Below are 25,383 nucleotides of genomic sequence, written 5' to 3'. Positions count from 1 at the left end.
GAATCCTCAACCAAAATAAAAGCAGGACATGGAAGAAACCAATGTCCTGCTTTTTAATGTTAAATACTTGCCCAGTCCTGTTGGGTGACTTTTTTCTTACTTCAAATACTTCTTCAACACCGGTTTCATATGATCGACAACGACATGGCTGCCGCCTCGTCCTTTTACATCTTCCATCATCCATGCCATGAGAAGTTCCGGGTCTTCTGTGTCCATGGCAACAAACCAGCCATTTTCTGTTCCGTCAGCATTTTTGGATGCCTTGATTTCAGCAGTTCCCGTTTTGGCAGCGATTTTGATGCCAAGATCAGCTATTCCATGTCCGCTTCCCTTAGGATGCTCCACTACTTGTGTCAGCATCTTGGTGACCTGATTTGCCTGGTCTGCCGATATCGCATTTTCTTTCCATATTTTCTTTTCCATTTTATCTCCTGTTATTAAGAAAGGTGCCGGGATGTTTCCTTCATTCAAGAAGGCTGAATAGGTCATGGCGAGATGGAGCGTGCTCATTTGAACTTGCGCTTGACCATAACCTGCATCTGCCAATCGTCCCTCACTGTCGATCTTGCCGATGCTCGATGCTTTGATCGGATAATCATAATTCAAAGACTCATCAAATCCGAAAGCCTTGAGTCCATTTGTGAATTTTTCCTTTCCAAGCCCGAGAGCTTTTTGGGCAAAGTAAATATTGTCTGAATAAATTAATGCCTTATCCATATCGATTGGAACACCAGGGTCTGAAACCCTTGTAATGGAATGATCTTTCCATGTCGATTTGGCCCACGTTTTCCCTTGGATATTGATCGACTCTTTCGGATCCACACCATTTTTCAAAGCGATCGCCGCAGTGATGGCCTTTATGGTTGAACCAGGTGCAAACGTCGAACTGAAGCGGTTCAGAAGTGGCTTTTTCGGGTCTTCTTCAAGCGCTTTTTGTTCCGCTTTCGTTATTCCGAAAATATATTTATTAGGATCGAATGACGGACTTGAAACAAGTGCAAGCGTTTCGCCTGTCTTCGGGTCAATTGCCGATGCCGATCCGGCTTCGTTTTTATATTGCTTGAAGATATCCTTTTGAAGCTCGGCGTCGATGGTCAATGTAATTGTTTCTCCCTCTTCAGCAGGCTTTTCAGCAATCACTTTTTCTTCGCCATCTTCGGTTTTAATGAAGATTTTACCGCCAGGCTTGCCTTTAAGCCGCGCTTCCAACACTTCCTCAAGACCTCGCTTGCCAATAACATCACTTGCGGTATATCCTTTTCCTTTTAATTTCTCCAGATCCTCGGCTGATGCCTCACCGACATATCCGATTAGATGGGCAGTAGCCTCTTTATACGGATATATACGCTCTTCCGTATTATTGACAGATACCCCTGCAATGCTCAATAGCTTTTCCAAAGTTGCGGTATTATCATTTGACATTTTCTTGATGGGCACGAAATAGCTTGGCTTTACCCATGTTTGTTTTAATTTCTGATTCACTTCGTCGGTGGACATATTGAGGATTCCAGCGACCTTTTTAACCGTTTCGGATTCGTTGGCCATTTTCTCCGGCACGATTCCCACTTCCGCTACCGTTCCATTCATGGCAAGGCCGCGTTCATTTCGATCGACAATTTCCCCCCGAATGGCTGGATACGATTCAACCGATACCTTCTCACCGGCTTCCAATTGAGGGAATATGTAGCTTTCATCCCACTTGATGTACCAATTTTCTTTCTCGCCTTCCCCTTCCTTGACAAGTGTCGCTTTATGGTCAGAGCTGACAGCACCCGCCATAGTGGACATATCAACGGTATATGAAAGGCTTACCTTTTCTCCATCTTTATGGTCTTTTTCTTCTTTTGGCTGTTTATAGTCCACCTTTAATTGGTCGGCTTCAATGCCCGTATAGATTTTTTCATAACGCTTCTCAAATTCATCCGCACTGATTTCTTTCTTTGTCTCAGGTGACAGATAATCGTACATTTTCGCAAAATCTTGTTTATTCCAAAGCTTCGTGTATGCCGCAAAGCGATCTTCCGGACTTGGCTCATCCGAGCATCCGGCCAGGAACAATACGCTCATCAACAATAAGCTGGAAACTAAAGCTAGTTTCTTCATGATTTCCTCCTAATGAATAGTTAGAATGATATACCTATAGTTTAGCAAAATATTAGGGGAATGGGGGATTTCGCATACCGAATTTCTTTATTTTTCTAATTAACCATGTTTTTTCTAAAACAAAAGTCCCGTACATCGTGTACAGGACTTTAAAGCATTCTTTTTTTTCGGCTTTTTTTCTCTTGCAGCCATTTTTTCAGGAAGATAAAGCCCAGGATGCCCGAAATGATGAGACCGCTTGTCGTTACAATGACAGCTACCCATTCGTATAAGGAGTAATCCATATACGCTTTCCATGGTAATTTCCCTTTCCAATCTTCAATATATAGATTCATTCCGAATATCCCGGAAACCACCGTATAAATCGTTAGTATTTGTAAAAGATAATTACTTCTTTTCCCAGCCAATTTATCCTGATTTTGATAAAGGTAGGAAAGTGTTTCCTTCACTTCTCTGTAGAGAGGGGCAATCCTGAAGGCTTCATCCGTTTTTTTGAAAAGCTCTTTACCGATTGCCATACTATTCACTTCAGTGAATAAGTACTTTGCAGAAAACTCAGTGATCATGAAAATCAGCTGTTCTGTATCCGATTGATCTTTTTCCACATCTATCTGGGAATGTTCATGAGCCAATTTAAGCAGTACGATCTTATAATAGAAGAAAAGCAACAATGTATAAAAATGCTGGCCGTACATTTCACTTGCCAGTTCCTGTTCCAGTTTACCTGTCGCTTTCGTTACACACGCGAAATGATACATGCTAGTTACATAATAAGTCTCCTTGCCCCACCTGTCATAAACCCTTTCTTGATAATACTTTTCTATATAATCAGGGTTTAATGCGCCTATATACGGCTCACCATCATTGTCATACCCGTTCAGCTCACTGATCCGGAATAAATCATTTTTAGAAATATCACGATTCTCAGGGAATGCCGTATAACTGATCACATACATTCTTTCATCGATGAAAAAGGGCAAACTGCCAAAATAGGTCGGATCCGCTTGTTCTTCATCCATATATTCCTCAATTGGCGGCAACAGTTCATTGAAGATGAAATCCTTCACATGTTCATACTGATTTTCCCGGCAGCCAACTTTCGTTTTTTCTTCATCATCAGCAATCGGTTCGAGGATTCGGAATGTATCGCCAAAATAGAGCACATCATTATGTGAAAGCCCTTCAGGTAAAGTAACACGAAGATTCATCATGCCAATATGAAATGGACATATGAAGATATCTATAGAGTTAATAATAAATGGGGTATTTAGATAGGGTGATTCGAAGGTACAATCAATATCCAGTTTTTTCGTGAAACGCCGTAAGCCTTCCTTCTGTTTTGCATTACCCGGAAATAAAATCGGTTCGATGTATGGCATGAAATACTTTTCCAATTTACGGTGTGAAACTTTATGTCCACCGTAAAATTGATTTTGTTGTTCCATATCTTTCAAGTTCAAAAAAACGAAATTGTCCTTAAGCAATCTTTCCACAAACTTTTCAATCATTTTTCCTTCAAGCGTAAATGGAAAAATGAACTGCTGGAAAGTTCGCTTCGTGGGATCATTCTTCACTTTCACATCCATAAAATATATTCCTCCGATTAAACTGCGATAAACACACACAGGTTTAATTCATCTTCTTTCTTATATTTACCCATGTATATACAAACAAAACGAAACATAATATAGAAATAAAGTGGGCAAATTATCCAAATACAAAAAGATCCCCCAAGCAAGTGCTCGGGGGCCATCGAAAAGAGTTCTTCAACCCTCTTCACTTTAGGGTACTAGAAACTGATGTTTCTAATGAAAAATCCGATATTCGAACCATTTTAGCATTTTTTTCAAGTATGATAAAACACGAAATTTCTCCATATTCAGTCTTTACCACTTATTATTATCCATTTAATCCTTATTTGCAGGGATTGACAGATGAAAATATAACTCTAGGAATATTACTTGATCTTTTTTTTAAATATTTTTATCCCTTTATGAGGAAATCACGTTTTAATTTAAAAAAAATGGGTAAATAAAAAAATGCAAAGGAGAGACATCATGAAATCCGATAGAAATAAACAACACTTTAAATTTTTTGAAAGAACAAATAACGCTAAACCAAGTGAAAGGAAACAAATGAGCGATTTCATCAAAAAGAAAATGAATGCTCAAAACTCTCATTTAAACGATAAAAACTCATGACATGTGGGATGTCATGAGTTTTTATCGTTTAAAATGCGATTTCATTTCCCTGAAGGTTGTGCTTCACACATTTTTTGATACCGATTACATTCAAAAAATGTTGAATTTTCTTCATTGAGGTAGCCTGATACTCATCTACAATGGAAAACTCTTTAATATAAGCGATTTTTTCTTGTACATCTGTATCTATATGATCTTGGCTGTATTCTTTTTCATCTGATTTTTGGCATGTGTACACCACAGCTTCACCAATATTCCTTGTTGCCTTATCAAAATAAAAAGAAAACACAATGGCACATTCATCATCGTAAAAAGAGGGTTGAACTTTCATATTAATATCAATCATTAACCTTACACCTCTCTCCGTTTTGTTATTTACACTATAACAAAGTCATTAAACGGAAATAGGCGTTCCAAACTACCCTCGCGTTTCTTCCACACCTACCAAATGGACCTTACACTCCCCATTCATAGATAATTATAACTATAGGAATATGCGTAAAAGAATAATCATTTGAAAATAATAATAAAAAAAACATCTTCAATTGAAGATGCTTGAATCAGTAATAAGAAGCTTCATTTACTTATTTATATAAACCTGGAAGTTCTGCGTAAAGGCCTGGTAATTCGCTTGGGACAATAACGAAAGCAGCGATGATAAGAAAAGATACGACTAATGCTTTAGTACTTTTTTTCATAGGTCATTCCTCCTTTTCTTTTAAAAAAATATTGGTTAAAATAGAAATTAATTCTATAGTTATATTTAACCACACTTCTTAAAACCATATATTTCGACTAAAGAATCTATTTAAACCGTTCAGGACCTGTACATACCGCTTACACCGATTTTTCATAACAAAATATAACTCTAGGCATATTTTAAGGAGAATCAAAATGGATTTTTTTGCAGTTGGACAAAAGATCAAAGAGCTACGTAAACAAATCGGGCTTTCCCAGGAAGAGTTGGCAACCGGTATTTGTACACAAGCACAGATCAGTAAGATTGAAAAGGGCGATGTCTATCCATATGCATCCACTCTCTATTTAATTTCCCAACGGTTAGGCGTTGATGTAAACTATTTTTTCGATATTGGAATGACCCCTAGGCTGGATTACGTGGAAGAAGTGATTTATCAATTAAAAATAGCCAGAAGAACCCGAAATTATGAGGAGATGCAGCAAATTGTAAAGGCTGAGGAAAACAGTCCCCTCTTTCTTCAGAATAAAAAGAATCATCAATTGATTCTTTGGCACAAGGGAATATACGAATATGAAAAAAATAAAGATTTAGATACAGCCATCGAATTCATTAATCAGGCCATAGCCATTACCCATACGACAGACAAAATTTATTCGGAACGGGAGCTTGAAATCTTAAGCAGCCTTGGTGTAATGTATGTAGCCGAAGAACAGTACGAAAATGCATTCGCCTTGTTACGGAAAGCTTTAGATCACTTGAAAGCCCTGCCCTTTTTGACGGATAAAACGCTTAAGACACGCCTATCCTATAATTTCGGCAGAGTGTTAACACGCCTGGGTCGATACGAAGAGTCCATTGCCTGCTGCCAAGATGCCATAAAGTGGTGCCTCGAACATGATCAATTATATGCTTTAGCGGATTTACATTACCATTTAGGGTATAATTTGGAACTCGTAGGTAACTTTGAAGAGGCAAAAGAGTACTTGGAAAAGTCAGCGTTTCTATTCAATTTACAAAAAAATCATGCCTTTGTTACATTCATCAACAAAAAGTTGGACAGTTGGAAGAATGAAATGAAAATAAACTAATTCTATATTTTAAAGCCATTCCCACGGGAATGGCTCTTCCCATTACCCAAGAATATGTATAATCCCACACTCATCATTTTCAAAACCTCTATTCTACATTTTAAATTCCAAGCCAAAATGAAGTATAATAAAGAGATGCTTCAAAAAACGCACTTTTAAAAAGGGTTCCGGCCCCTCATCACTTAGCTTTGTAAAGAGGAATGAGGATGAAGGATTCCAGGCATGGTTAACGTGAATGCCCGTTATTCCTGTTTATATCCGAACCGCTTATATTCAAGCGGATTTTTGACGATATTGACTTTTACAGGGTTTCTATGAATGTACGGCAAGAAGCAGTGATCGTTTGTTCGATTAAATGGATTTGAACGTAAAGAGAACGGCCATAGTCCGGCATTCGATAAACGGCCCAAGAATAAGCCGAGTCGGGATTTCGATAAGTTAAAGAACGATGGTTCATGATCATACAAAAATATAAATTTGGTAAATAGGGCTAGTCCCTGAAGGAGGAGAGTATGGAGCGGGAGTTGTTGTTAGTTGGGGAGCGGCTGGCGGAATTTTTGGAGGCCGGGGATCCGGAAGATTCGGATGTAGTGAATCAAGGGCTCCAGTTATACCGTCAGGGGCTCGTTGATATTAAAGAAGAAGCGGTGGATACGATTGCGGCTGAGGTACAGGAAGAGACACGATATAAGGCCAGGCTGAATCTGCTCTCCCCACAGGATGGAAGCTGTACATGTGATTCAAGGTTCATTTGCCGGCATCAAATGGCCGTTTTCTTTTCTGCATATTCTGAACACGCTAGCGTTTCCGAATGGCTGGGCGATTGGAAAGCACCAAAAAACATCTCAACTACCCAAGCACTGCAGCAAGTGAAACCGGCAAGTGAATTACTTAAACAGTCGGCGGGGAAATCCATCATCTTAGATAAAAGCTATCCATCATGGAAGCAATTCGTGAATGAGGCCTTTGCGGAACAAGTCGAGCCCCATATAGGCGAGGCTACTTATATGATTGAAAATCATATTCAAACTTACTTTAAACGCCTTAGCTCAAAAGCTCCAATGGAAAGGGAATGGAAATTACTTTATCATTTCGTTACGCAATTTTGCACGATGCAGCAAACACTGAGAATGATTCAGTTGCATAAAAGTGAGACGCAAACGATCAGGGTCTTTTATGCACTTGCCGTCGACCTGGCAGAAGAGCTGCATGAAACGGTACAGCCGCTCAGCAGGCAAGCGCGGCCCTTCGCTTTTGATCCCTTCGTTTTCAGCATCAAGGAAGATGTAGCTAAACTACTGGATGGAGGAGAAGGCCTCGAATACGAAAAGATCGACCTCTACCGGGAGATATGGAGTTACTTATTCTCTAACTCCTCATGGCGTAAAGAGGAACTGGAACGAATCAATAAAGAACTTCCCGAGAAGTATATGGGCACGACTGAGAGGACGTCCTATACCCTGGCAGCCATTCACCTATCCCTTTTGGAGAACCATGATAAACAAGCGATTGAGCTTCTTCATGAATTGAAGAAAGATGCCTGTCCATACATTTTTTATTGGCTGAATCTCCTTGCTGAATCTGACAACCGGGCACGGACCATCCCTTTCATTGAATTCATCAATAATAATGTCCAGGAGTTCCTTGCCGGTTTATCCGATTATTATAAACGGGTAGATTTCGTCCGGACCTTTACGACTTTAATTAACAGTTGCTGTTATAAATTAAAACGGACCGATTTGCTTGAGAAATTTTACAGGGCCACCCTACCGCACAGCTATTGGAACTATGCAAATTTCCTTTTTGAACAAGGACAATATAAAAAATGGGTGGAGATGCATATTTACTCAGAAATCAGCATTGACTTAATCAGCAGTGAATCCATCAAAGAAGTGGTCTCAAAAGAACCGGAACTAATCCTGCCCCTTTATTATCATGCGGTCCAGGAAAAAGTTTCTTTGAAAAACCGGCCTGCTTATAAGCAAGCTGTCCGTTATTTGAAAAGGATGCGCACCATCTATAAAAAGAGCAAAAAGGAAGACGTATTCGAACGTTATATACTTTATGTAGCGGATTCGACCAAACGGCTTCGCGCTTTCCAAGAAGAACTAAAAAGGGGTAAGCTTATCGATGTTTAATCCAGGGAAATTAAAAATCAAAATAGCCGCTCTCGAAAACGGAACTTACGCCCTTGGTGTCGTCAATGAAGAGAATACCTTCCTAACCACGAATTATATACGGAGGCTGTTATTCAACTGGGATGACGCAAGCTTTTATGGTACAAAAATGACTACGGATATAGTGGATGGAAATCAAGTATTCATTCTTGACGCTTGGGGACTTCTCAACTTTTTTGCGAGGGAAAGCTTTAACTCCTTCATAGAATGGGAATGGTCCGAGATATCCTCCCTCTGCCTGTCAGCAGCGCCCGTTCTTCATGAATCCATTGAAGCTGGAATCCCCGTACCGGATTTCACTAATCTTCAATTGGATTCCATCGGCTGGAAACTGCCGGAAGAAGTGGAAGAGGAATTCGTTCCTTCCTTTTGGGAAGAAGAAATATCTTTGGATCTTCCTCAACCTGAACTGGAAACCAACCGTACTTTTATCGAAAAGTGGTATAACGGTGCCGCTAACATGTATTTAAAAAACTATTCACCCATGCAGCATAAATGGAGTGAAGCCGTCGGGGCATTAAAGGATACACGACTTTCTCCCGAAGAATTACAGGCCTTTTTTGACAAAGACAGCTGGCAGGAATGGCTCGGTACCCTGCCCGATCCCAAACCATTCACTATAGGTCTCCGTTTAACTGAGCCTCCTGAGGGCAATGGGCCTTGGATACTCGATGTTACCCTTCGTTCCAAAAGGGATGAAAATATCATTGAAACATATACAGGAAAAAAACTGCCGCGCGGCTGGAACAAGTATGCAAGTGATGTGGTGCGTGCTACGAAACGCTGGCAACTCGTCGTGCCATGGCTTGGGGAGAATGGCCGTCTGAAAAGGGAGATTTCGGAAACGGATGCATGGGAGTTCTTGACCGATGCAAGCGAAAAGCTCCTGTTTCTTGGCGTCGAAATTCTCCTTCCATCGTGGTGGCTTGCCTTGAAGGAATCCTCATTGAAGGTCAAGGCGAAAGTGAAGAGCCAATCGAACCGCGGCCCGTCTTATGTGGGGTTAAAAGCTTTAATGGACTTTGATTGGCGGTTCTCATTGAATGGCAAAGAGCTCACTGAGGCGGAGTTCGAGGAGCTCGTCAATGAAAAAAGGCGGCTTGTCTTCATCCGCGGCCAATGGGTCAAGCTTGACCCAGCTTTCATTAAACAAATTCAGGAGCTGATGGAAACAGCCAATGAAAAAGGCATCCAACTGACTGACTTGCTGCAGCAGGAACTGTTGAATGGCGTAAATGAAGATGGCGATGACGATTCTGAAAACGATGAAATGCTCCGGATTCAATTTGAATTGAACCAGGAGCTCCGTAAAATGGTGGGAAGGCTCCGGGAAACCAAAAACATATCCATCCTGCCCGTCCCTAATGCACTTCAAGGAGATTTACGCCCCTATCAAAAACTGGGCATGAGCTGGCTCCTTTTTTTAAGGGAGCATGGTTTTGGTGCTTGTCTAGCCGACGATATGGGACTTGGAAAAACAGTCCAGATGATTGCCTACCTACTTCATGTGAAAGGCAAAGAAGGAGCCGGTAAAGAGCTGCCCGCTGCTCTCAGGGACGAACAAAAGAGTGAACCGATCATCGTCGAAGAGGATAGCGGTGTTGAGAGCAGTGATGAGGCTGAGGTCATTGCCACTTCCCCCGAATCCGTCTCTGTACAATCGGCGCTCATCGTCTGCCCGACATCGGTCCTTGGCAACTGGCAAAAGGAATTGGAAAAATTCGCACCTTCACTTAAAGTTCACCTTCACTACGGATCGAATCGTGCTAAAGGTGAAGCATTCACTAAACTGGCAGCCGATCATGATATTGTTTTAACATCATATGGACTGACCCACCAAGATGTGGCTGAACTGACCTCCATCCATTGGAGCAGCGTTATTCTTGATGAAGCACAAAACATCAAGAATGCCCAAACGAAGCAATCCAAAGCTGTCCGAAAGCTAAATGGCAGACATCATATCGCCTTATCGGGTACGCCGATGGAAAACCGTTTAAGTGAGCTATGGGCGATTTTCGACTTCATCAACAAGGGTTATCTCGGAACGCTAGGTCAGTTTCAGGAAAAATATGTGGCGACCATTGAGCGTGATGAACAGAAGGATAAAATCAAGGAATTGCAGCGTTTGATACAGCCATTTTTGCTTCGCCGTACAAAGCGCGATAAAGAAGTCGCCCTTAATCTTCCGGATAAGCAAGAACAAAAGGAATTCGTACCGCTTACCACCGAGCAAGCATCGCTGTATGAACAACTGATTAAAGATACATTCACTGATATCGAACAACTGTCTGCCTTCGAAAGAAAAGGCATCATCCTTCAGATGCTGAATAAGCTAAAGCAACTTTGCAATCATCCCGCTCTTTACTTAAAAGAGACGGAAAAGGAAAATATCATGAAGGCACCTAACCGATCAGGCAAACTCGAGAAGCTGACCGAGCTTATCGATGCGGTCCGCGAACAGGATGAAAGCTGTCTCATTTTCACACAATATATCGGGATGGGCAATATGATTAAGGAATTGCTGGAAAAACGATATGGCTTTGAAGTGCCATTCCTGAACGGGAGTGCGAACAAGAAGCAGCGTGATGAAATGATCACCCGATTCCAAGATGGGGATTTCCCTATATTCATACTCTCGTTGAAAGCAGGCGGAACGGGTCTTAATCTTACGGAAGCAAACCACGTGATTCACTATGATCGCTGGTGGAATCCAGCCGTTGAGAATCAAGCCACCGACCGTGCTTACCGAATTGGCCAACAACGTTTCGTTCACGTCCATAAGCTAATCTGCACAGGGACCCTGGAAGAAAAGATCGACCAGATGCTTGATAAAAAGCAAGCCCTGAACGACGAGATCATCAGCAGTGACAACTGGATCACCGAACTTTCCACAGAGGAAATCAAGGACCTGGTCGCTCTTCAATAACCCGATTTCACGATATGATTGAGGGCAGGTTGTTAACTTATAACGAAAAAAAGGGGGAATGCATATATGATATGCATTCCTTTTTTTTACACATAAGCGTCCTGTAACTTTTAAACTCTTGAATACCTGGCATGGTCTGGCTCGAATACGTTTATCTTATTCAAAAAAGCGATTTCACCATATAGAGAGCTGTGATCCAAATGATGATTGCAGAAATTTTATTTAATATGACAAGGAATTTTCCAGATGTATCAACCTTTTTCAGCAATCGTCCCGCAAGACATAATCCGTGGAACCAGCACCATGACACAATGATGCACGTCATGGTGAAAATCATTTTATCTTTTCCTGAATAAACAAGTGAGCTCGAACCGATTACACCTATCGTATCCAAGATCGCATGCGGATTCAGTAATGATACGGATAGAGCAAATACAATTTGCTTTTTGGTCGACATCTGCATGGATTGGGCACCTGACTGTGAGTTTGATTTGGCAAACCAAATCTGAAAGCCCATATACAATAAAAATATAACTCCAATTATGATTAATGTAAGGCGCAACCAGTCATATTGCATGACAATCAACGAAACACCTAAAATAGCTAACAAAATGAGCACTGTATCACAAATTGCAGCCGTGATCGTTGCTGGCAATGCTTTTTTTATTGTAGGTTGGATTGCTCCTTGATTAAAAATGAATACATTTTGCACTCCCAATGGAAGTATCAGCCCTAATGCCAATAATAATCCATGAAAAAATGGCCCCATACGAATACCCCCTTCCTTCATATTCAGTATAATGAATAAAACAAAGGAATTGACCATCCAATTGGTTGGCCTTCAAACCAACCAACTTATAATGAAAATAGAACATGAAAGGAATGGTTTGCGTATGTTTATCGAATGGAGACCAAACCGGTCTTCCGGCCAATCACTTCACCAACAAATAGTAGATTGGATCAAACAACAAATTACACGGGGGGAATGGCCAGTTGGTACTAAGCTTCCATCACAACGCTCATTGGCCGACTCATTTGGCGTAAACCGAAGTACCATCATCATAGCCATAGATGAGTTGATTGCTGACGGATTATTGGAAACCAAGGTTGGGTCCGGCACATTCGTTTCAAACAATACATGGAATGTGCTCGTCTCCAGCAAACAGCCTGACTGGAAAAGCTATGTTCGAAATGGCCTTCATGAACCTAATTTAAAAACGATTCAGGACATCAATCAGCATGAAACGGACACTGCCATCATCAGATTAGGCACTGGCGAACTATCTCCAGCTCTATTGCCTACAAAACAAATCGAAAAGACGTTGCGATCCACTTCTTTTGATGCGCACTCATTAGGTTATTCCGAACCCAAGGGTGATAAGAGACTTCGCCAATGTATAAGTGTTTATTTAGAAACAAAAGGGATCAACGCAAGCCCCAGCTCCCTCATGATCGTTTCTGGCGGGCTTCAGGCACTCCAGTTGATTTCAGTTGGTTTACTTCAAAAGGGATCGATGATTTTACATGAATCCCCTTCCTATTTAAATTCCGTCCACCCTTTTCAATCTGCGGGCATGCACTTAGTAGGTTTATCAATACAAGATCGTGAAAGTATCCCGACACAAATAAAGCGCATCAATGGAAGGAAAAAAGCGTCACTGTTTTATACTGTCCCAACGTTTAACAATCCAACGAATACTACATGGTCAAAAGAAGAAAGACTTAACCTCCTATCACTATGCAAAAAAGAACAGATCCCGATTATTGAAGATGACGTATATAGTGATTTGTGGTTTGATAAGGAACCACCGCCGCCATTAAAATCCCTTGATGCAGATGGCCTTGTATTGCACATTGGCAGCATGTCCAAAACATTAAGCCCAGGATTGCGTATCGGATGGATTGCTGGCCCAATAACTGTGATTGAACGTTTAGCGGACATTAAAATGCAAATGGATTACGGTTCCAGTGCACTTTCCCAGCACCTTGTGGCTGAATGGTTAGCAAATGGTCAATATTCAAAGCATTTAGAGTGGCTAAGGCATAGGTTGATAGAACGCAGGCACTTTACAATAACTCTTCTCATCAATATTTTAAGGGACTGGCTGAATGGCAAATACCTCAAGGTGGATTTTATATATGGTTAAAATTATGTAAATCCATCGTGAATCCAAACCTTTTCAAGCAAGCGATAAAGGAAAACATACTTCTTAATCCGGGATACATATACGAACCAAATAACCAAACACATTTACGGCTTTCATATTCATACGCCTCGGAGGAACAATTAGCTTATGCCATCCAATCCCTTTCAAAGATCATTCGGCGGTTGGTTTGAAATCCTGAAGGATAGGAAACACTCATGGCGAAACATCAATGGAGCTGCCTTGGCAGCTCCATCCATATCACGGATTAGCAGCTTTCATTTTTACATTCCGCTCTTTTTGCTTGATGATGAAAAAAGAATGGTGATGGCCATGATTGATCATGATATGTTCGAGGATTGCAGTAAGCGCCTCCCCCTTATTCGGCTGATATGTCCCTGAACTTTCCTCAATGATGATTTTTTCTTGGTGGGGGTCATAATTGATAGATGTTTTAGCACCTCTTTCAAAAAAAGAAAGGGTTACCTCCTGACATAGAGGAAAATCCTGATAGGGTGAATCTGAGCGGGGATCCTTTTCAAAGGGAGAATGGACGTGCTGAAGTGCATCAAAGAAACTCGGTTTCGTAAGAAATGACCTTTCGCTTCCTCTCCTTTCGAATTTCACTGTAATTCAAAGACTACTTACTTTATTGCTGGATTTCTTCTTATAATTCATAGATACCCTCCTTTTATTAGGTTCTTTATACCTAATTCTTTTATCCCGCCCCATATACCTGCCGGATAATGAAAATACTTCCTCACTAATAGATTTCCATATTAGCACGGTGAAAACATCAAAGAAAAAGACTGCAGCCCCCTTGGATAAGAGGGCTGCCTTTCGTTATTTTTTTGCTTTATTGATGTTAAAGGATTTCTTCGATTCATTTCCTGCAAGATCGGTCACCTTAAATTCAATCTTGTTGTTGCCTGTTTTAAGCGGCAGTTCCAAATCATCTATCTTTTTCTTATAGGAACGCATTTTGTATGGTTCCTTGAATTCATGATAGAATATTTCACTTCCGTTCAGGTAAAGGCGGATTTCATCGAAATTATCCTCTACCGTCACGTCCACTTTTGGATTCTTGCCTTTGAACCTCACAGTTTCCGGTACGCCTTTAACTTTTAAACCTGGCTTTGTTGCATCGACCATAATCGTCCGTTTAAAGGAAACCGTGTTATCCCATTTATCAGTCGCTTTAACCGTGAAGCTTTGGACACCATCATCGAATTTTTTCTCATATGAGAATTCATATTTATTATTCGTTTTGTTATACGTTGCAGGTACCGTTTTATTGTCGATTTTAAATTCCTTTATTTCCGACGCTTCTTCAATTTCTCCTGTTATTTTGATTTTATTTTTATTGTTCACGCTTAAGGCTTCAGGACTCTTGATCTTTACAGCTGGTGCATGATTATCGATTGGAGCCGAATCACTGGCTAATTCGGTTTCAGCCGTTTTTTCATTACCTGCATAGTCGATAGCCACAACCTGAACCTTTTCCCCTTTTACATCAGGTAGGGTGAATTGTTTAGCATTCGCCGGGAGCGGCTCTTCCATGATGGATGCTCCATCGACTTGTACATCGTAATAAGCAAGCCCTGAACCATTCAAATTATCCTTACCTTGAATGGTCAATACATTGCCTTTTTTCGAAATCTTGACTGTCGGCTTTACCGTATCGATTTTGATAGGCATTTTAACCGTCTGCCATTTTGCACCCTCGTAATCTATCATCGCTTTGATTTCAAAATAATAGACCCCATCCTTACCGAGTGCATTATTGATTTTACCATCCCATTTACGGGCCGGATCCAAGGTGTATGCTGTCCCTAGTCCGCCATCATAATAGTCCTTGCGTACATTATTCTCTATGCGAAGTTTCCGGACTGTTTTGTTTTCACCATTTAATATATTGTATTCTACCTTTTTCGCATTCCTTAAGAATGATAGGACAGGCACGAAATCATCCTGTGCACCATCACCATTTGGAGAAATCGCAATATTTTTGCCATTGAATGTTTTCCCCGCAGGGTCATAGCCAAGATAAGTGAAATCTTCACCTGCTGTCGATACTCCTCCTGCCATGCCATAGAAAGACTCTTTGTCATATTTAGTGCCATCCAGGATCGGTGCTTTGTCCCACTCCCCTTTAAATCCTACATACGGTACATTCAGTTCCGGATTCGTATCGGCTGGATCCGTCAATGAAATGAACCCTTCAACAAAATAGCCATTTGGAAAAACCTTGTCAATGTCTACAAGAGTCTGTAGGTCATCGCCAAGTACCTTTGCATCGGATATGTCCACTTTCACTTCGAATGTAACCGATTTTTTTGCAGGAACGGTAATCTTATTTGTATTTTTATTATTGATTTTAATCGAAGCGTTCTTAATTTCCTGTGCTTCCAGCTCGTTAGCGGAATAGCCCAGTTGTCCCTGGATTGAATAGTCTGTTTGGATATTTCCTTTTACATCATACTTGACTGCTTTATTGCTGAAGTTTTCAACCTTTAAAGTAAAGGCGAACTTATTGCCGATCTCCTTCATGGCAACCTTCGCTTCTTTCGTGAATGCCTCGGTCACGACTGCAGGTGTGGACAATGCGGATTGCAGCTGCATGACCCCGGCTCCCTGCCTGCGAGGCGAGTATGGGTTTTCCCAGTCAAGGGCCTTATTGACGACACCCTGATCCGTTAATGGTTTTGAAGTATTCATCATCAGGTTCTTGGCTAATTTAGCCCGGGCTGATCCTTCTAATTTAAAATCTTTATCCACTCTTTCAAGAACAAGTGCCGAGCCGCCGGAAACATGTGGTGCCGCCATAGAAGTACCGCTCATCATTCCATATTCATCGTTGTTCAGCGTCGAATAAATTTGTCCGCCCGGAGCGGTGATTTCTGGTTTGAAATCCAAGTTCGGTGCCACTCCCCATGAACTGAATGAGCTCATTTTCCCTGCTTCCGGATTTACAGCTTTTGTTTTATCGCCATTAAAGGTAATCATAACCTTTTCGCCATCTGTTAAGGCCGCTTTCAGCTTTGAACCATCCGATTTCAACATGAACAGCTGAGGAATGGTGATGCTTGGATCTGTAGCCATGGAAATATATCCGTCAGCATTATTGTAAATAATGACACCTGTCGCTCCTGCTGCCTGGGCATTTTGCGCCTTTTCTATAAAAGAAAGCGTGCCGCGCTCGATGAGGGCGAACTTGCCTTTAACATCCACTTTGGAAAGCTCCTCTGGCGTCCCAAGACCGGCAGCAACCAAGTCATGTGTTTTATCCTTCAAAGCATTGGGATGTACGCTTGAAGCCGACATGAACGGGGCTTTTCCTGCTTGACCGTTTATTTCATAAGTCGCTGCATCCAAATCCATATAGTTATTCTCCACCGATGCCACTTGTACAGAATCGTAAGCAAGTCCAGGTGAACCTGAAACGCCAATATCCGGGTTCGAGGCTGATGGGTTTGCAAATCCATTTCCAAAGTGTGCCGAGTTTCCTGCTGAAATCGACATGAGGATCCCATTATCAACAGCTCTGGATACCGCCTGCTGCTCCGGATCTTCTGCCGATACAAAGCCTGCAGTGGAGCCAAGACTCATATTCAGTACATCGGCCCCAAGAATGATGGCATCGTCAATCGCCTTAATATATATATCACCCCATGTTGTCTGCATGTCGGGATCATTCCCGAAGACCTTTAGGGCAAGAAGCTGGGCTTCAGGAGCAACCCCTTTAATGCCGCCATTCTCTTCATCTCCATTGGCTCCAGCGGTGCCTGCTACATGCATTCCATGCATGGAAGCCGCTTCACCAAGGTCAAGGATTTCTTCATTTTCATCCATGTAATTGTATCCATAAGGAACCTTCGCCGTATAATAATTGCCTAACAGATGGCTAGATTCCTTCATCCCGCTAATTTCACTTTCAGTCAGTTCGGCCTGATTCTCGTCGCTAAGGACCATATCACGGTGAGATGGGTCGATTCCAGTATCAATAATCCCGACGACCATCCCTTCCCCTTTATATCCATATTCCCGCCATGCTTCCTGGGCTTGGACAAGTTCTTTGCTATATAACATCTCGGGTTTTTCTGCAGGACGTTCATATTCATTCGCTATATGTACTTCAGCAACTTCAGGCATGGCTTCCACCTTTTTGATTTCACCATACTGAAGTTCACCGCTGAATCCATTGACGACTGTCGTAAAACTTTCAAGTTCCTTGAAAGCTATTTTTTTCTCTTTCACCTTTTTTTTCAATTTCTTCTGAGTAGCTAGCTTTTCGGACTTTAATTGTTGTTTCTTATTTTTTGATAACTGTTTAAAAAGTTTCCCTTCTTTCGAAGCCGTTTCAATTGCCGGGGCTTCCTTCATCTCTACGATGACCCTGACCTTCTCATTGCTTTTGTATTTCTTCCCCAAGTCATTTTTCTTCAGCTTTACAATACTTTCCTGATTCTTCTTACCTGCACCGCCCGAGCCAGTCGGGGGATCTGGGAGCTTGGCTGCGGAAACGCTTGCAGTAAATACTAATAGAAAGATTGCTAGAATGGACAAGCTACGTTTAATCAATGAACTTTCCTCCTCGAAAATAAGCAATTTTTGGAATATTCTTACTGAGTATAAAAGTATCACAACTTTTGGGGTGATTTTAAGAGGTAATAGTCACTATTTTCCTATTTGGAACTAGTATTTTTTTATTATTTTTCATATTTTAATAGATTTACAAGCTAAACGACAAAAAGATGGTGATGTTAAATTAACATCACCCCTTTACTTCTAGTTTTTCATTCTAGGATCCAAGGCATCGCGCAGCCCATCCCCCATTAGGTTAAAGCCAAGTACGGTAAGCATGATCGCAAGCCCAGGGAAGAGAACCGTCCAGGGGGCTTGAATGATGAACGCCCTGGAATCGGCGAGCATTTTTCCCCACTCTGGTGCTGGCGGCTGTGCACCGAGACCGAGAAAGCCGAGTGCTGCACACTCAATGATGGCAGTTGCAATCGCCAAGGTACCTTGAACGATAATCGGTGCAAGGCTATTCGGAAGGACGTGGTGAAGGAGAATGCGGCCATCCCCCATTCCAATTGCCTTTGCAGCCGTTACATATTCCTCTTCTTTCACCGTTAAGACCCGTGAACGTAAAAGCCGGCCGAATATCGGGACATTGACGATGGCTATGGCAATAAGTGCGTTGCGAAGGGAGGGCCCCAAAACGGCAACGACAGCAATGGCAAGCAAGATACTTGGAAAGGCCAGAATAATATCAAAGATCCTCGATATGATCGTATCTATCCACCTGCCATAATAACCGGCAATGATCCCCAAAAAAGACCCAACAACGACAGATCCGGCAACAGATAAGAAGCCGACCCCTATTGAAATGCGCGAACCATAAATGACCCTGCTCAAAATATCCCGGCCAAATTCATCCGTTCCGAACCAATGCTCCGCAGACGGGGCCAAGTGTTTATCACTTAGCTTTTGCCCCTCAAATGAATAAGGTGCTATAACGGGCGCGAAGATGGCGATTAAGATGAAAAATGAAACAATCCCCAGACCCACAATGGCCACCTTGTTTTTCCTAAAGCTTTTCCAGCCTTCCTTCCAGGGAGAGATGACTTTTTCCTCTGCCTCTTTTGGAGGAAGGATTGGCGAAGTATTCGTTGCTATTTCAGGCATGAGTTTCCCTCCCTATTTATACTTAATCCTAGGATCGATCGCTGCGTACAACAAGTCCACAACTAGATTGATCATGACAAACAAAAAGGCGATGACGAGAATTCCGGACTGTATCACCGGATAATCCCGAGATAGGATTGCATCATAAATATATGTACCGATACCTGGCCATCCGAAAATGTTTTCCGTCAATATGGCGCCGCCTAAAAGTAATCCTGTCTGAAGACCGATAACCGTCACCACTGGAATCAACGCATTCTTAAATGAATGCTTGTAAACAACCCAAAACATTTTCATTCCTTTAGCACGGGCCGTACGAATGAAATCAGATCTCATAACTTCCAGCATGGATGAACGTGTCATCCTTGCAATAATCGCCATCGGAATGGTAGCAAGCGCCATCCCCGGCAAAATGAGATGTTTGATCACCTCGAAAAACTGATCAACCCTGCCAGCAATGAGTGTATCTATCAAATACAGGCCGGTTATGGCCTCAACGGGATCCCTGATATTGTCCCGCCCTGTCGTTGGAAGTAAATCCCATTGAATTGAAATGATGTATTGCTCCATTAATCCCAGCCAGAAAATAGGCATGGACAAACCAATCAACGCAACCACCATGGCGACATAATCAAACCATGAGTTTTGAAACCAAGCTGATATTATCCCTGCATTCACACCTATGACCACGGCGATGATCATCGCAATCAAGGCCAGTTCTATCGTGGCCATTAAGTATGGCCCAATTTCTTCAGAAACCGGACTATTCGTTTTTAACGAAACACCAAGGTCCCCCTTTAACAGGCCCGATAAGTAATCCCAAAATTGAATGAACCAAGGTTTATCCAGGCCAAGTTCCTTTGTCATTGCAGCGACTGCCTCTTCCGTTGCTTGCTGCCCTAAAATCACCTGTGCTGGATTTCCAGGAATCGCCCGAATCATCATGAATACAATAAACGCCATTCCGAGTAACACCGGAATGAGAGATCCTAAACGTCGTACGGTATAGGAAAACAAAACAATCACCCGCCTTTTAAATAAGGGTCCTTCGAAGCGCCCTCGATCATTTTGAAATGCATTCCATAACAAAACCGGGAAGCATGCAAGACTCCATACTACCCGGTTCGTACGGTTAATTTTCTAGTGATACATTAACAAGGGATTGTGAACCAGTTGGATGTGGAACAAACCCTTTGACCGTCTTAGATCCGGCTAACTGCGGTAAAGAGTGTACAAGCGGAACCCATGGAGCTTCATCATGGATGATTTCCTGGGCTTTTCCATACAACTCATTACGCTTGGCTTCATCTGCCGTGGACTGGGCTTCGATCAGCAGTTTATGGACTTCATCGTTTGCGTAACGGGCATAGTTGTTGGAGCCGATATTATCTTTATCCAATAATGTATAAAGGAAGTTATCCGCATCTCCATTATCGCCTGTCCAACCCATCATGAAGGATTGGGCTTCACCAGCCTGCAATTTTTCTAAATATGCAGCCCATTCGTACGAAACGATATTCGCTTCGATGCCGACTTGTTTTAGGCTTGCTTGAATGGCTTCAGCCACTTTCTGACCATCCGGCATATATGGGCGCGGTACCGGCATTGCCCATAGATCCATTTTAAATCCGTCTTCAAGTCCAGCTTTTTTCAGCAATTCTTTCGCTTTTTCTACATCATAATCATAGTCTTCGACTTTGTCATTGTAGCCAGAAACGGATGGAGGCATAGGATTCTTGGCAGGCTCTGCCGTGCCTTCATAAAAATTATCAATGATTTCCTTTTTGTTGATCAAATGCGAGATGGCTTGACGCACTTCTTTCTTGTCGAATGGAGCTTTCTCAACATTGAAAGCAAAGTACCCGACGTTCATGGATGCACGTTCGAATATTTGCAGTTTTTCATCTCCTGTAACCTTACTGATATCACTTGGGTTCAACCCGTCCATCAGGTCGATTTCCCCCTTGATTGCAGCATTTAGACGCGCAGAGTTATCTTTAATGACCTTAAACGTGATTCCATCAAGTTTCGGCAGTCCATCTTGCCAATAGTCATCGTTTTTCACCACTTCAATCGTATCGCCAGGTTTCCATGATTTGAATTTGAAAGGACCTGTACCAGATGGATTTTTAGTGAAGTCGTCACCCTCTTTTTCAATTCCATCAGGACTGGCTATTGCAAATGTAGGCATGGCAAGGTTTTTCAGGAACGGCGCCTGCGGACGGTTCAAAGTGAATTCCACCGTGCTGGCATCAACCGCTTTTACTTCTTTGATAACATGACTTTCATCACCTTCAAATCCTCCGAACATGGAGGCATAGTACGCAAATTTACCTTCATCCTTACTTTGTGCCCAACGTTGAAAGTTTTTTACTACCGCATCTGCATTGAAATCCGTACCATCATGGAACTTGATTCCGGTTTTCAATTTGAATGTATATGTTTTTGCGTCATCGGACACTTCCCATGACTCTGCAAGACCCGGTTTGATTTCCGTATCATCTTCCCCATATTTCACAAGCGTTTCAAAAATCTGCTGTGTGACGATGAATGATTCCCCATCGGTCACGATAGCTGGGTCAAGACCGACAGCGTCTCCGCCTTTACCGTATATCAATACGCCGCCCTTCGCTTCACTCGATCCCCCTTTACCATCTTCTTTCTCTTTTGATGTGGACGAGGAGCATCCCGCAAGCGCTAGCGAAAGAGCCAGGATACCAGTCAGCAATAATGCCAATGTCTTCTTCATATTCTTCCCCCTTATTATTTGCGAATTTATGTATACGTCGTGTCAATTGTATAAATGACAAGCAACGTAGTGACCAGGTTTATGTTCACTCAGGATTGGTTTTTCCGTATTGCATTCTGCCATCGCCTTCGGACACCTCGTATGGAATGGACAGCCACTGGGCGGGTTTGATGGGCTTGGAACATCCCCCTGCAGGATTACCCTATCCCCCTTATATTCCACATCAGGGATGGGCACGGCTGATAATAAAGCCTGCGTATATGGGTGAAGCGGATTTTCATAAAGTCCTTCACTTTCCGTCAATTCAACTATATGTCCAAGATACATGACACCGACACGGTCGGAGATATGCCTTACCACCCCAAGATCATGAGCAATGAACAAGTAGGTCAAATCAAAATCTTCCTGCAAATCCTGCAACAGATTCAAGACCTGTGCCTGAATCGAGACATCCAGTGCAGATACCGGCTCATCGGCAATGATCAGTTTAGGGTTGACTGCAAGTGCCCTCGCAATGCCAATACGCTGCCGCTGGCCCCCACTGAATTGATGCGGATACCTTTTAGCATGGTAACTGCTTAAGCCAACAACCTTAAGAAGTTCCTGTACACGGGCCTTTCGCGCCTTTTTATCTTTAACCCCGTGAACGATGAGCGGTTCTTCCAATATTTTTTCAATAGTATGCCTGGGATTGAGGGAAGCGAATGGGTCCTGGAAGACCATCTGCATTTCACGGCGCATCTTTCTCATTTCACTTGAAGATAAAGCTGTCAGGTCCTTTCCTTCGAAATAAACATTGCCCTCGCTCGGCTCAAGCAATCGAAGCAATAATCTTCCCGTCGTAGACTTTCCGCAACCGCTTTCACCAACAAGCCCCAAGGTTTCCCCTTTATAAATGGAAAAAGACAAACCATCAACTGCCTTGACCTCTCCAATGGTCTTTCCTAGAACCCCTCCTTTAATCGGAAAATGCTTCTTTAGGTTTTCTACCTTAACCAATGTTTGATTCATGCAAGGCAGCTCCTTTCCCATCTTCATACAGCCAGCAGCGAACATGCTGACCCTCATTGAATTCCAATAGAGACGGGGTCTCATTTATACATTGCTCCATCGCATGGGAGCACCGGGGAGCAAACTGGCACCCGAGGTTGCTTGTCCCAGGTTTTGGCACATTGCCCGGTATCGAGTAGAGGCGCTCTTTCTTTATTCGCATATCGGGAATCGACTGAAGTAAACCGACCGTATAAGGATGCTTAGGGTTTTGGAAAATCGTTTGCACATTTCCTTCCTCTATCACCTTTCCGGCATACATGACAATGACACGTTCACACATTTGGGCCACTACCCCCAGATCATGGGTAATCATCATGATTGCCGTGTCTGTTTCTTTATTTAAATTCTTCATTAACTCCAGGATTTGTGCCTGGATCGTCACATCCAAAGCCGTTGTCGGTTCATCGGCTATAAGGAGTTTCGGCTCGCAAATCATGGCCATTGCTATCATGACCCTTTGCCTCATTCCGCCAGAAAGCTGATGCGGATACTCTTTGAGCAATTCCTCGGCACGGCCAAGCCCAACCAGCTTCAACATTTCCACCGCTCTATTTCGTGCCTGCTTTTTATTCCATTTTTTATGTATCCGAAGCGTCTCGACCAACTGCTCGCCAATAGTGAACACGGGATTCAAGCTTGTCATCGGTTCCTGGAATATCATCGCTATATCGTTCCCGCGAATTTTTCTCATTTTCGCTTCAGAGGCATTTGCGATGTTTTCTCCTTTAAAAAGGATTTCCCCCTCCACCTTACCAGCCGGTGAAGAAACCAGACCCATGATGGACAGAGAAGTTACGCTTTTTCCGCATCCCGATTCTCCTACAATCCCTAAAACCTCACCAGGATTGACATGAAAATCGATTGAATTCACGACAGGGATCACCCCATCGTCCGTACGAAAACTGGTTCGAAGCCCATTAACCTTAATAATTGGTTCGTCCATCAAATCACTTCCTATATATAACTTTTTTTCCAATTATATTATTGGGTTTATTATTGCATCAAAATTAAAATATTACAATATATTTTCTAAAAATTCTAATTTAACAGAATTATTTTTTATTTTTCCCTATTTACACACATTTTGGCACAAAAAAAAGACTGCTTATCTGTTTGCAGTCATTACAAGGGGGAAATCAAATAACTCGATTTTTTTGAGGGTAAATCGGGGTTTCAAGCGGAGAAAAAGCTATATTAGCTTTGGGGAATGAATGGCTGAAAAATAATTCTATATACTACTGCCAAGTTTCACTAAAAATTTCTGAAATTCTATGCATTGGTTATTCATTATGGTCATATAAATACTTTTTTTGTGTTTCGAATTGAGATCTTACATTTTCTTAAAAACAATTCTTTCTTAAAGCAAGCTAGAGTAACACTATAAACCAATATGTTCAAAATCCTTGGGCTTAACATCATTTTGTTTAGATCCGATGAATTGAACCCTCTCGGCGACCACTTCAGTTACATATACATATTTAGCCTCCTGATTTTCGTATCTCCTTGTTTGTATTCTGCCAGTTATGCCGATTATGGCACCTTTTTTACAATATTGAGCAGTATTTTCAGCCGACTTTTTCCATATGATACACTGTACAAAGTCTGCCTCATAGTTACCGACAGTATTACGGAAGTTCCGATTGACTGCCAACGTGATATTAGAAACAGCCTTGCCATCGGGTGTGTATCTTAATTCTGGATCCTTCGTAAGCCTGCCGACGAGGGTAACTTGGTTAATCATTTTTTCACTCCTTCCTCTTTAATATGCTTTAATCATACTCTTTCTTCCATCGATTAAAAAATGGAGGAAATGTTCTTATTACACCATTTTTCTTCATAAAAAGCCGTTTGGATTGGTGCAAAAACATTTTTTAGTGATTAAAATCAGGTGAAAAACGAATAGTTAACAAAATTAAATATTTTGCAAATTTTTATTCTATCCTTCATAATTTAGACAAATGTTGGGTTTTCATTTCATTAAGGGACTTTTTTTTAGTATGATATAATTACCTTTAAAAGGATTAATCGATATGTACCCTTTCAAAATTATGTTTAAGAGAGGTAATCACCGCTCTTTCTTGCAAGAAACGGAGGAATTAGATGAAATCATTTAAATTGATCTCGTTGCAAATTGTTACTGAAAATTTAAACTTGATTGATATTGCATTAACAGATGGATTGATTATAAATAAAGAAAACGATGCTAGATCATGGTTACTGGAAGCTTTTGTAGAAGAAAATCATTTCAAAGAGCTTGAACCCTCACTTCCCGATATAGACGGAGAGGTGTATATCCAGGCAGTCATTACCAAAAAGGACAATGAACCGGCTTTGTTTCAAACTGTTTTACGTACAATAAGAAAAGTGGGCAATCATTATAGCCTTTTATTCGTTGGTCACATCCAAAAAACACGGAGCAAGTATGCAGAACTCCTTCTTGAAGATTTGGTCCAAAAAGGTCTCGTCGGCGATGAACTTATAAAAGAGTTCAAGCAAAAAATCCGCTCAAAGCCTAAATTAGCAACTAATAAATAAAAACCTTCCCTTAATT

General features: G+C 41.8%; 18 protein-coding genes. 7 read left to right on the top strand and 11 right to left on the bottom strand.

The window, feature by feature from the left end:
• Nucleotides 1-96: 96 nt before the first annotated feature.
• A complete protein-coding gene (locus tag ACIQYG_RS04625; protein WP_402835789.1) occupies nucleotides 97-2,103 on the bottom strand; it encodes a penicillin-binding transpeptidase domain-containing protein in 2,007 nt (668 codons plus the stop codon).
• Between the two features lie 149 nt (nucleotides 2,104-2,252).
• Entirely contained in the window at nucleotides 2,253-3,689 is a 1,437-nt protein-coding gene (locus tag ACIQYG_RS04620) for a hypothetical protein (protein ID WP_402835787.1), read from the bottom strand.
• Between the two features lie 471 nt (nucleotides 3,690-4,160).
• On the opposite strand from ACIQYG_RS04620, the gene ACIQYG_RS04615 reads away from it, so the two are divergent.
• Nucleotides 4,161-4,304 carry a hypothetical protein gene (locus ACIQYG_RS04615; protein ID WP_402835785.1) on the top strand — a complete coding sequence of 48 codons (144 nt, stop codon included), beginning with the start codon at nucleotides 4,161-4,163 and terminating at the stop codon, nucleotides 4,302-4,304.
• Nucleotides 4,305-4,332: 28 nt separating this feature from the next.
• Here the strand turns inward: ACIQYG_RS04615 and ACIQYG_RS04610 are convergent, their stop codons facing one another.
• Complete coding sequence (locus ACIQYG_RS04610; protein WP_402835784.1) at nucleotides 4,333-4,650, bottom strand: hypothetical protein; 318 nt, start codon at nucleotides 4,648-4,650, stop codon at nucleotides 4,333-4,335.
• Between the two features lie 548 nt (nucleotides 4,651-5,198).
• Here ACIQYG_RS04610 and ACIQYG_RS04605 point away from each other — a divergent pair.
• From ACIQYG_RS04605 to ACIQYG_RS04595, 3 genes are all read left to right on the top strand, one after another.
• The gene (locus ACIQYG_RS04605) at nucleotides 5,199-6,092 is read left to right on the top strand and encodes a tetratricopeptide repeat protein (protein ID WP_402835782.1); all 894 of its coding nucleotides are present in this window, start codon (nucleotides 5,199-5,201) and stop codon (nucleotides 6,090-6,092) included.
• A 512-nt stretch (nucleotides 6,093-6,604) separates the two neighbouring features.
• Nucleotides 6,605-8,230 (top strand): hypothetical protein, encoded by a 1,626-nt coding sequence (locus tag ACIQYG_RS04600; protein ID WP_402835780.1) that lies wholly within the window; start codon nucleotides 6,605-6,607, stop codon nucleotides 8,228-8,230.
• Nucleotides 8,223-11,195 carry a DEAD/DEAH box helicase gene (locus ACIQYG_RS04595; RefSeq protein WP_402835778.1) on the top strand — a complete coding sequence of 991 codons (2,973 nt, stop codon included), beginning with the start codon at nucleotides 8,223-8,225 and terminating at the stop codon, nucleotides 11,193-11,195. Before ACIQYG_RS04600 ends, ACIQYG_RS04595 begins: the two co-directional genes overlap by 8 nt.
• 160 nt (nucleotides 11,196-11,355) lie before the next feature.
• Here ACIQYG_RS04595 and ACIQYG_RS04590 read toward each other — a convergent pair whose 3' ends face one another.
• The gene (locus tag ACIQYG_RS04590) at nucleotides 11,356-11,964 is read right to left on the bottom strand and encodes a LysE/ArgO family amino acid transporter (RefSeq protein ID WP_402835776.1); all 609 of its coding nucleotides are present in this window, start codon (nucleotides 11,962-11,964) and stop codon (nucleotides 11,356-11,358) included.
• A 124-nt stretch (nucleotides 11,965-12,088) separates the two neighbouring features.
• Between ACIQYG_RS04590 and ACIQYG_RS04585 the strand changes: the two genes are divergently transcribed.
• Entirely contained in the window at nucleotides 12,089-13,342 is a 1,254-nt protein-coding gene (locus tag ACIQYG_RS04585) for an aminotransferase-like domain-containing protein (protein ID WP_402835774.1), read from the top strand.
• 147 nt (nucleotides 13,343-13,489) lie between these two features.
• Nucleotides 13,490-13,741 (top strand): hypothetical protein, encoded by a 252-nt coding sequence (locus ACIQYG_RS04580; RefSeq protein WP_402835772.1) that lies wholly within the window; start codon nucleotides 13,490-13,492, stop codon nucleotides 13,739-13,741.
• 441 nt (nucleotides 13,742-14,182) lie between these two features.
• Here the strand turns inward: ACIQYG_RS04580 and ACIQYG_RS04575 are convergent, their stop codons facing one another.
• The 7 genes from ACIQYG_RS04575 to ssb form a co-directional block, all read right to left on the bottom strand.
• Nucleotides 14,183-17,920, bottom strand: a complete 3,738-nt coding sequence (locus tag ACIQYG_RS04575) for a S8 family serine peptidase (RefSeq protein ID WP_402835770.1) — start codon at nucleotides 17,918-17,920, stop codon at nucleotides 14,183-14,185.
• 207 nt (nucleotides 17,921-18,127) lie between these two features.
• The gene (locus ACIQYG_RS04570; protein ID WP_402835768.1) at nucleotides 18,128-19,030 is read right to left on the bottom strand and encodes an ABC transporter permease; all 903 of its coding nucleotides are present in this window, start codon (nucleotides 19,028-19,030) and stop codon (nucleotides 18,128-18,130) included.
• Between the two features lie 12 nt (nucleotides 19,031-19,042).
• The gene (locus tag ACIQYG_RS04565) at nucleotides 19,043-20,047 is read right to left on the bottom strand and encodes an ABC transporter permease (RefSeq protein WP_402835766.1); all 1,005 of its coding nucleotides are present in this window, start codon (nucleotides 20,045-20,047) and stop codon (nucleotides 19,043-19,045) included.
• Between the two features lie 115 nt (nucleotides 20,048-20,162).
• Nucleotides 20,163-21,779, bottom strand: coding sequence for an ABC transporter substrate-binding protein (locus ACIQYG_RS04560; protein WP_402835764.1), 1,617 nt, complete (start codon nucleotides 21,777-21,779; stop codon nucleotides 20,163-20,165).
• A gap of 42 nt (nucleotides 21,780-21,821) precedes the next feature.
• Nucleotides 21,822-22,790 (bottom strand): ABC transporter ATP-binding protein, encoded by a 969-nt coding sequence (locus ACIQYG_RS04555; protein ID WP_402835762.1) that lies wholly within the window; start codon nucleotides 22,788-22,790, stop codon nucleotides 21,822-21,824.
• A complete protein-coding gene (locus ACIQYG_RS04550) occupies nucleotides 22,771-23,775 on the bottom strand; it encodes an ABC transporter ATP-binding protein (RefSeq protein ID WP_402835761.1) in 1,005 nt (334 codons plus the stop codon). Before ACIQYG_RS04550 ends, ACIQYG_RS04555 begins: the two co-directional genes overlap by 20 nt.
• A gap of 435 nt (nucleotides 23,776-24,210) precedes the next feature.
• Nucleotides 24,211-24,573: a single-stranded DNA-binding protein gene (gene ssb / locus ACIQYG_RS04545; RefSeq protein ID WP_402835759.1), complete on the bottom strand. Its 363-nt coding sequence runs from the start codon at nucleotides 24,571-24,573 to the stop codon at nucleotides 24,211-24,213.
• Nucleotides 24,574-24,932: 359 nt separating this feature from the next.
• On the opposite strand from ssb, the gene ACIQYG_RS04540 reads away from it, so the two are divergent.
• Nucleotides 24,933-25,367: a YwpF family protein gene (locus ACIQYG_RS04540; protein WP_402835757.1), complete on the top strand. Its 435-nt coding sequence runs from the start codon at nucleotides 24,933-24,935 to the stop codon at nucleotides 25,365-25,367.
• Nucleotides 25,368-25,383: the final 16 nt, after the last annotated feature.

Source organism: Peribacillus sp. NPDC096622, assembly GCF_044762665.1.
Classification (GTDB): domain Bacteria; phylum Bacillota; class Bacilli; order Bacillales; family DSM-1321; genus Peribacillus; species Peribacillus frigoritolerans_B.
This window is presented reverse-complemented; position numbering and strand designations above follow the sequence as displayed.

Coding starts and splice junctions, on each gene's coding strand:
- ACIQYG_RS04625 (WP_402835789.1), bottom strand. CDS start 2,103: ATGAAGAAACTAGCTTTAGTTTCCAGCTTATTGTTGATGAGCGTATTG.
- ACIQYG_RS04620 (WP_402835787.1), bottom strand. CDS start 3,689: ATGGATGTGAAAGTGAAGAATGATCCCACGAAGCGAACTTTCCAGCAG.
- ACIQYG_RS04615 (WP_402835785.1), top strand. CDS start 4,161: ATGAAATCCGATAGAAATAAACAACACTTTAAATTTTTTGAAAGAACA.
- ACIQYG_RS04610 (WP_402835784.1), bottom strand. CDS start 4,650: ATGATTGATATTAATATGAAAGTTCAACCCTCTTTTTACGATGATGAA.
- ACIQYG_RS04605 (WP_402835782.1), top strand. CDS start 5,199: ATGGATTTTTTTGCAGTTGGACAAAAGATCAAAGAGCTACGTAAACAA.
- ACIQYG_RS04600 (WP_402835780.1), top strand. CDS start 6,605: ATGGAGCGGGAGTTGTTGTTAGTTGGGGAGCGGCTGGCGGAATTTTTG.
- ACIQYG_RS04595 (WP_402835778.1), top strand. CDS start 8,223: ATGTTTAATCCAGGGAAATTAAAAATCAAAATAGCCGCTCTCGAAAAC.
- ACIQYG_RS04590 (WP_402835776.1), bottom strand. CDS start 11,964: ATGGGGCCATTTTTTCATGGATTATTATTGGCATTAGGGCTGATACTT.
- ACIQYG_RS04585 (WP_402835774.1), top strand. CDS start 12,089: ATGTTTATCGAATGGAGACCAAACCGGTCTTCCGGCCAATCACTTCAC.
- ACIQYG_RS04580 (WP_402835772.1), top strand. CDS start 13,490: ATGCCATCCAATCCCTTTCAAAGATCATTCGGCGGTTGGTTTGAAATC.
- ACIQYG_RS04570 (WP_402835768.1), bottom strand. CDS start 19,030: ATGCCTGAAATAGCAACGAATACTTCGCCAATCCTTCCTCCAAAAGAG.
- ACIQYG_RS04560 (WP_402835764.1), bottom strand. CDS start 21,779: ATGAAGAAGACATTGGCATTATTGCTGACTGGTATCCTGGCTCTTTCG.
- ACIQYG_RS04555 (WP_402835762.1), bottom strand. CDS start 22,790: ATGAATCAAACATTGGTTAAGGTAGAAAACCTAAAGAAGCATTTTCCG.
- ACIQYG_RS04550 (WP_402835761.1), bottom strand. CDS start 23,775: ATGGACGAACCAATTATTAAGGTTAATGGGCTTCGAACCAGTTTTCGT.
- ssb (WP_402835759.1), bottom strand. CDS start 24,573: ATGATTAACCAAGTTACCCTCGTCGGCAGGCTTACGAAGGATCCAGAA.
- ACIQYG_RS04540 (WP_402835757.1), top strand. CDS start 24,933: ATGAAATCATTTAAATTGATCTCGTTGCAAATTGTTACTGAAAATTTA.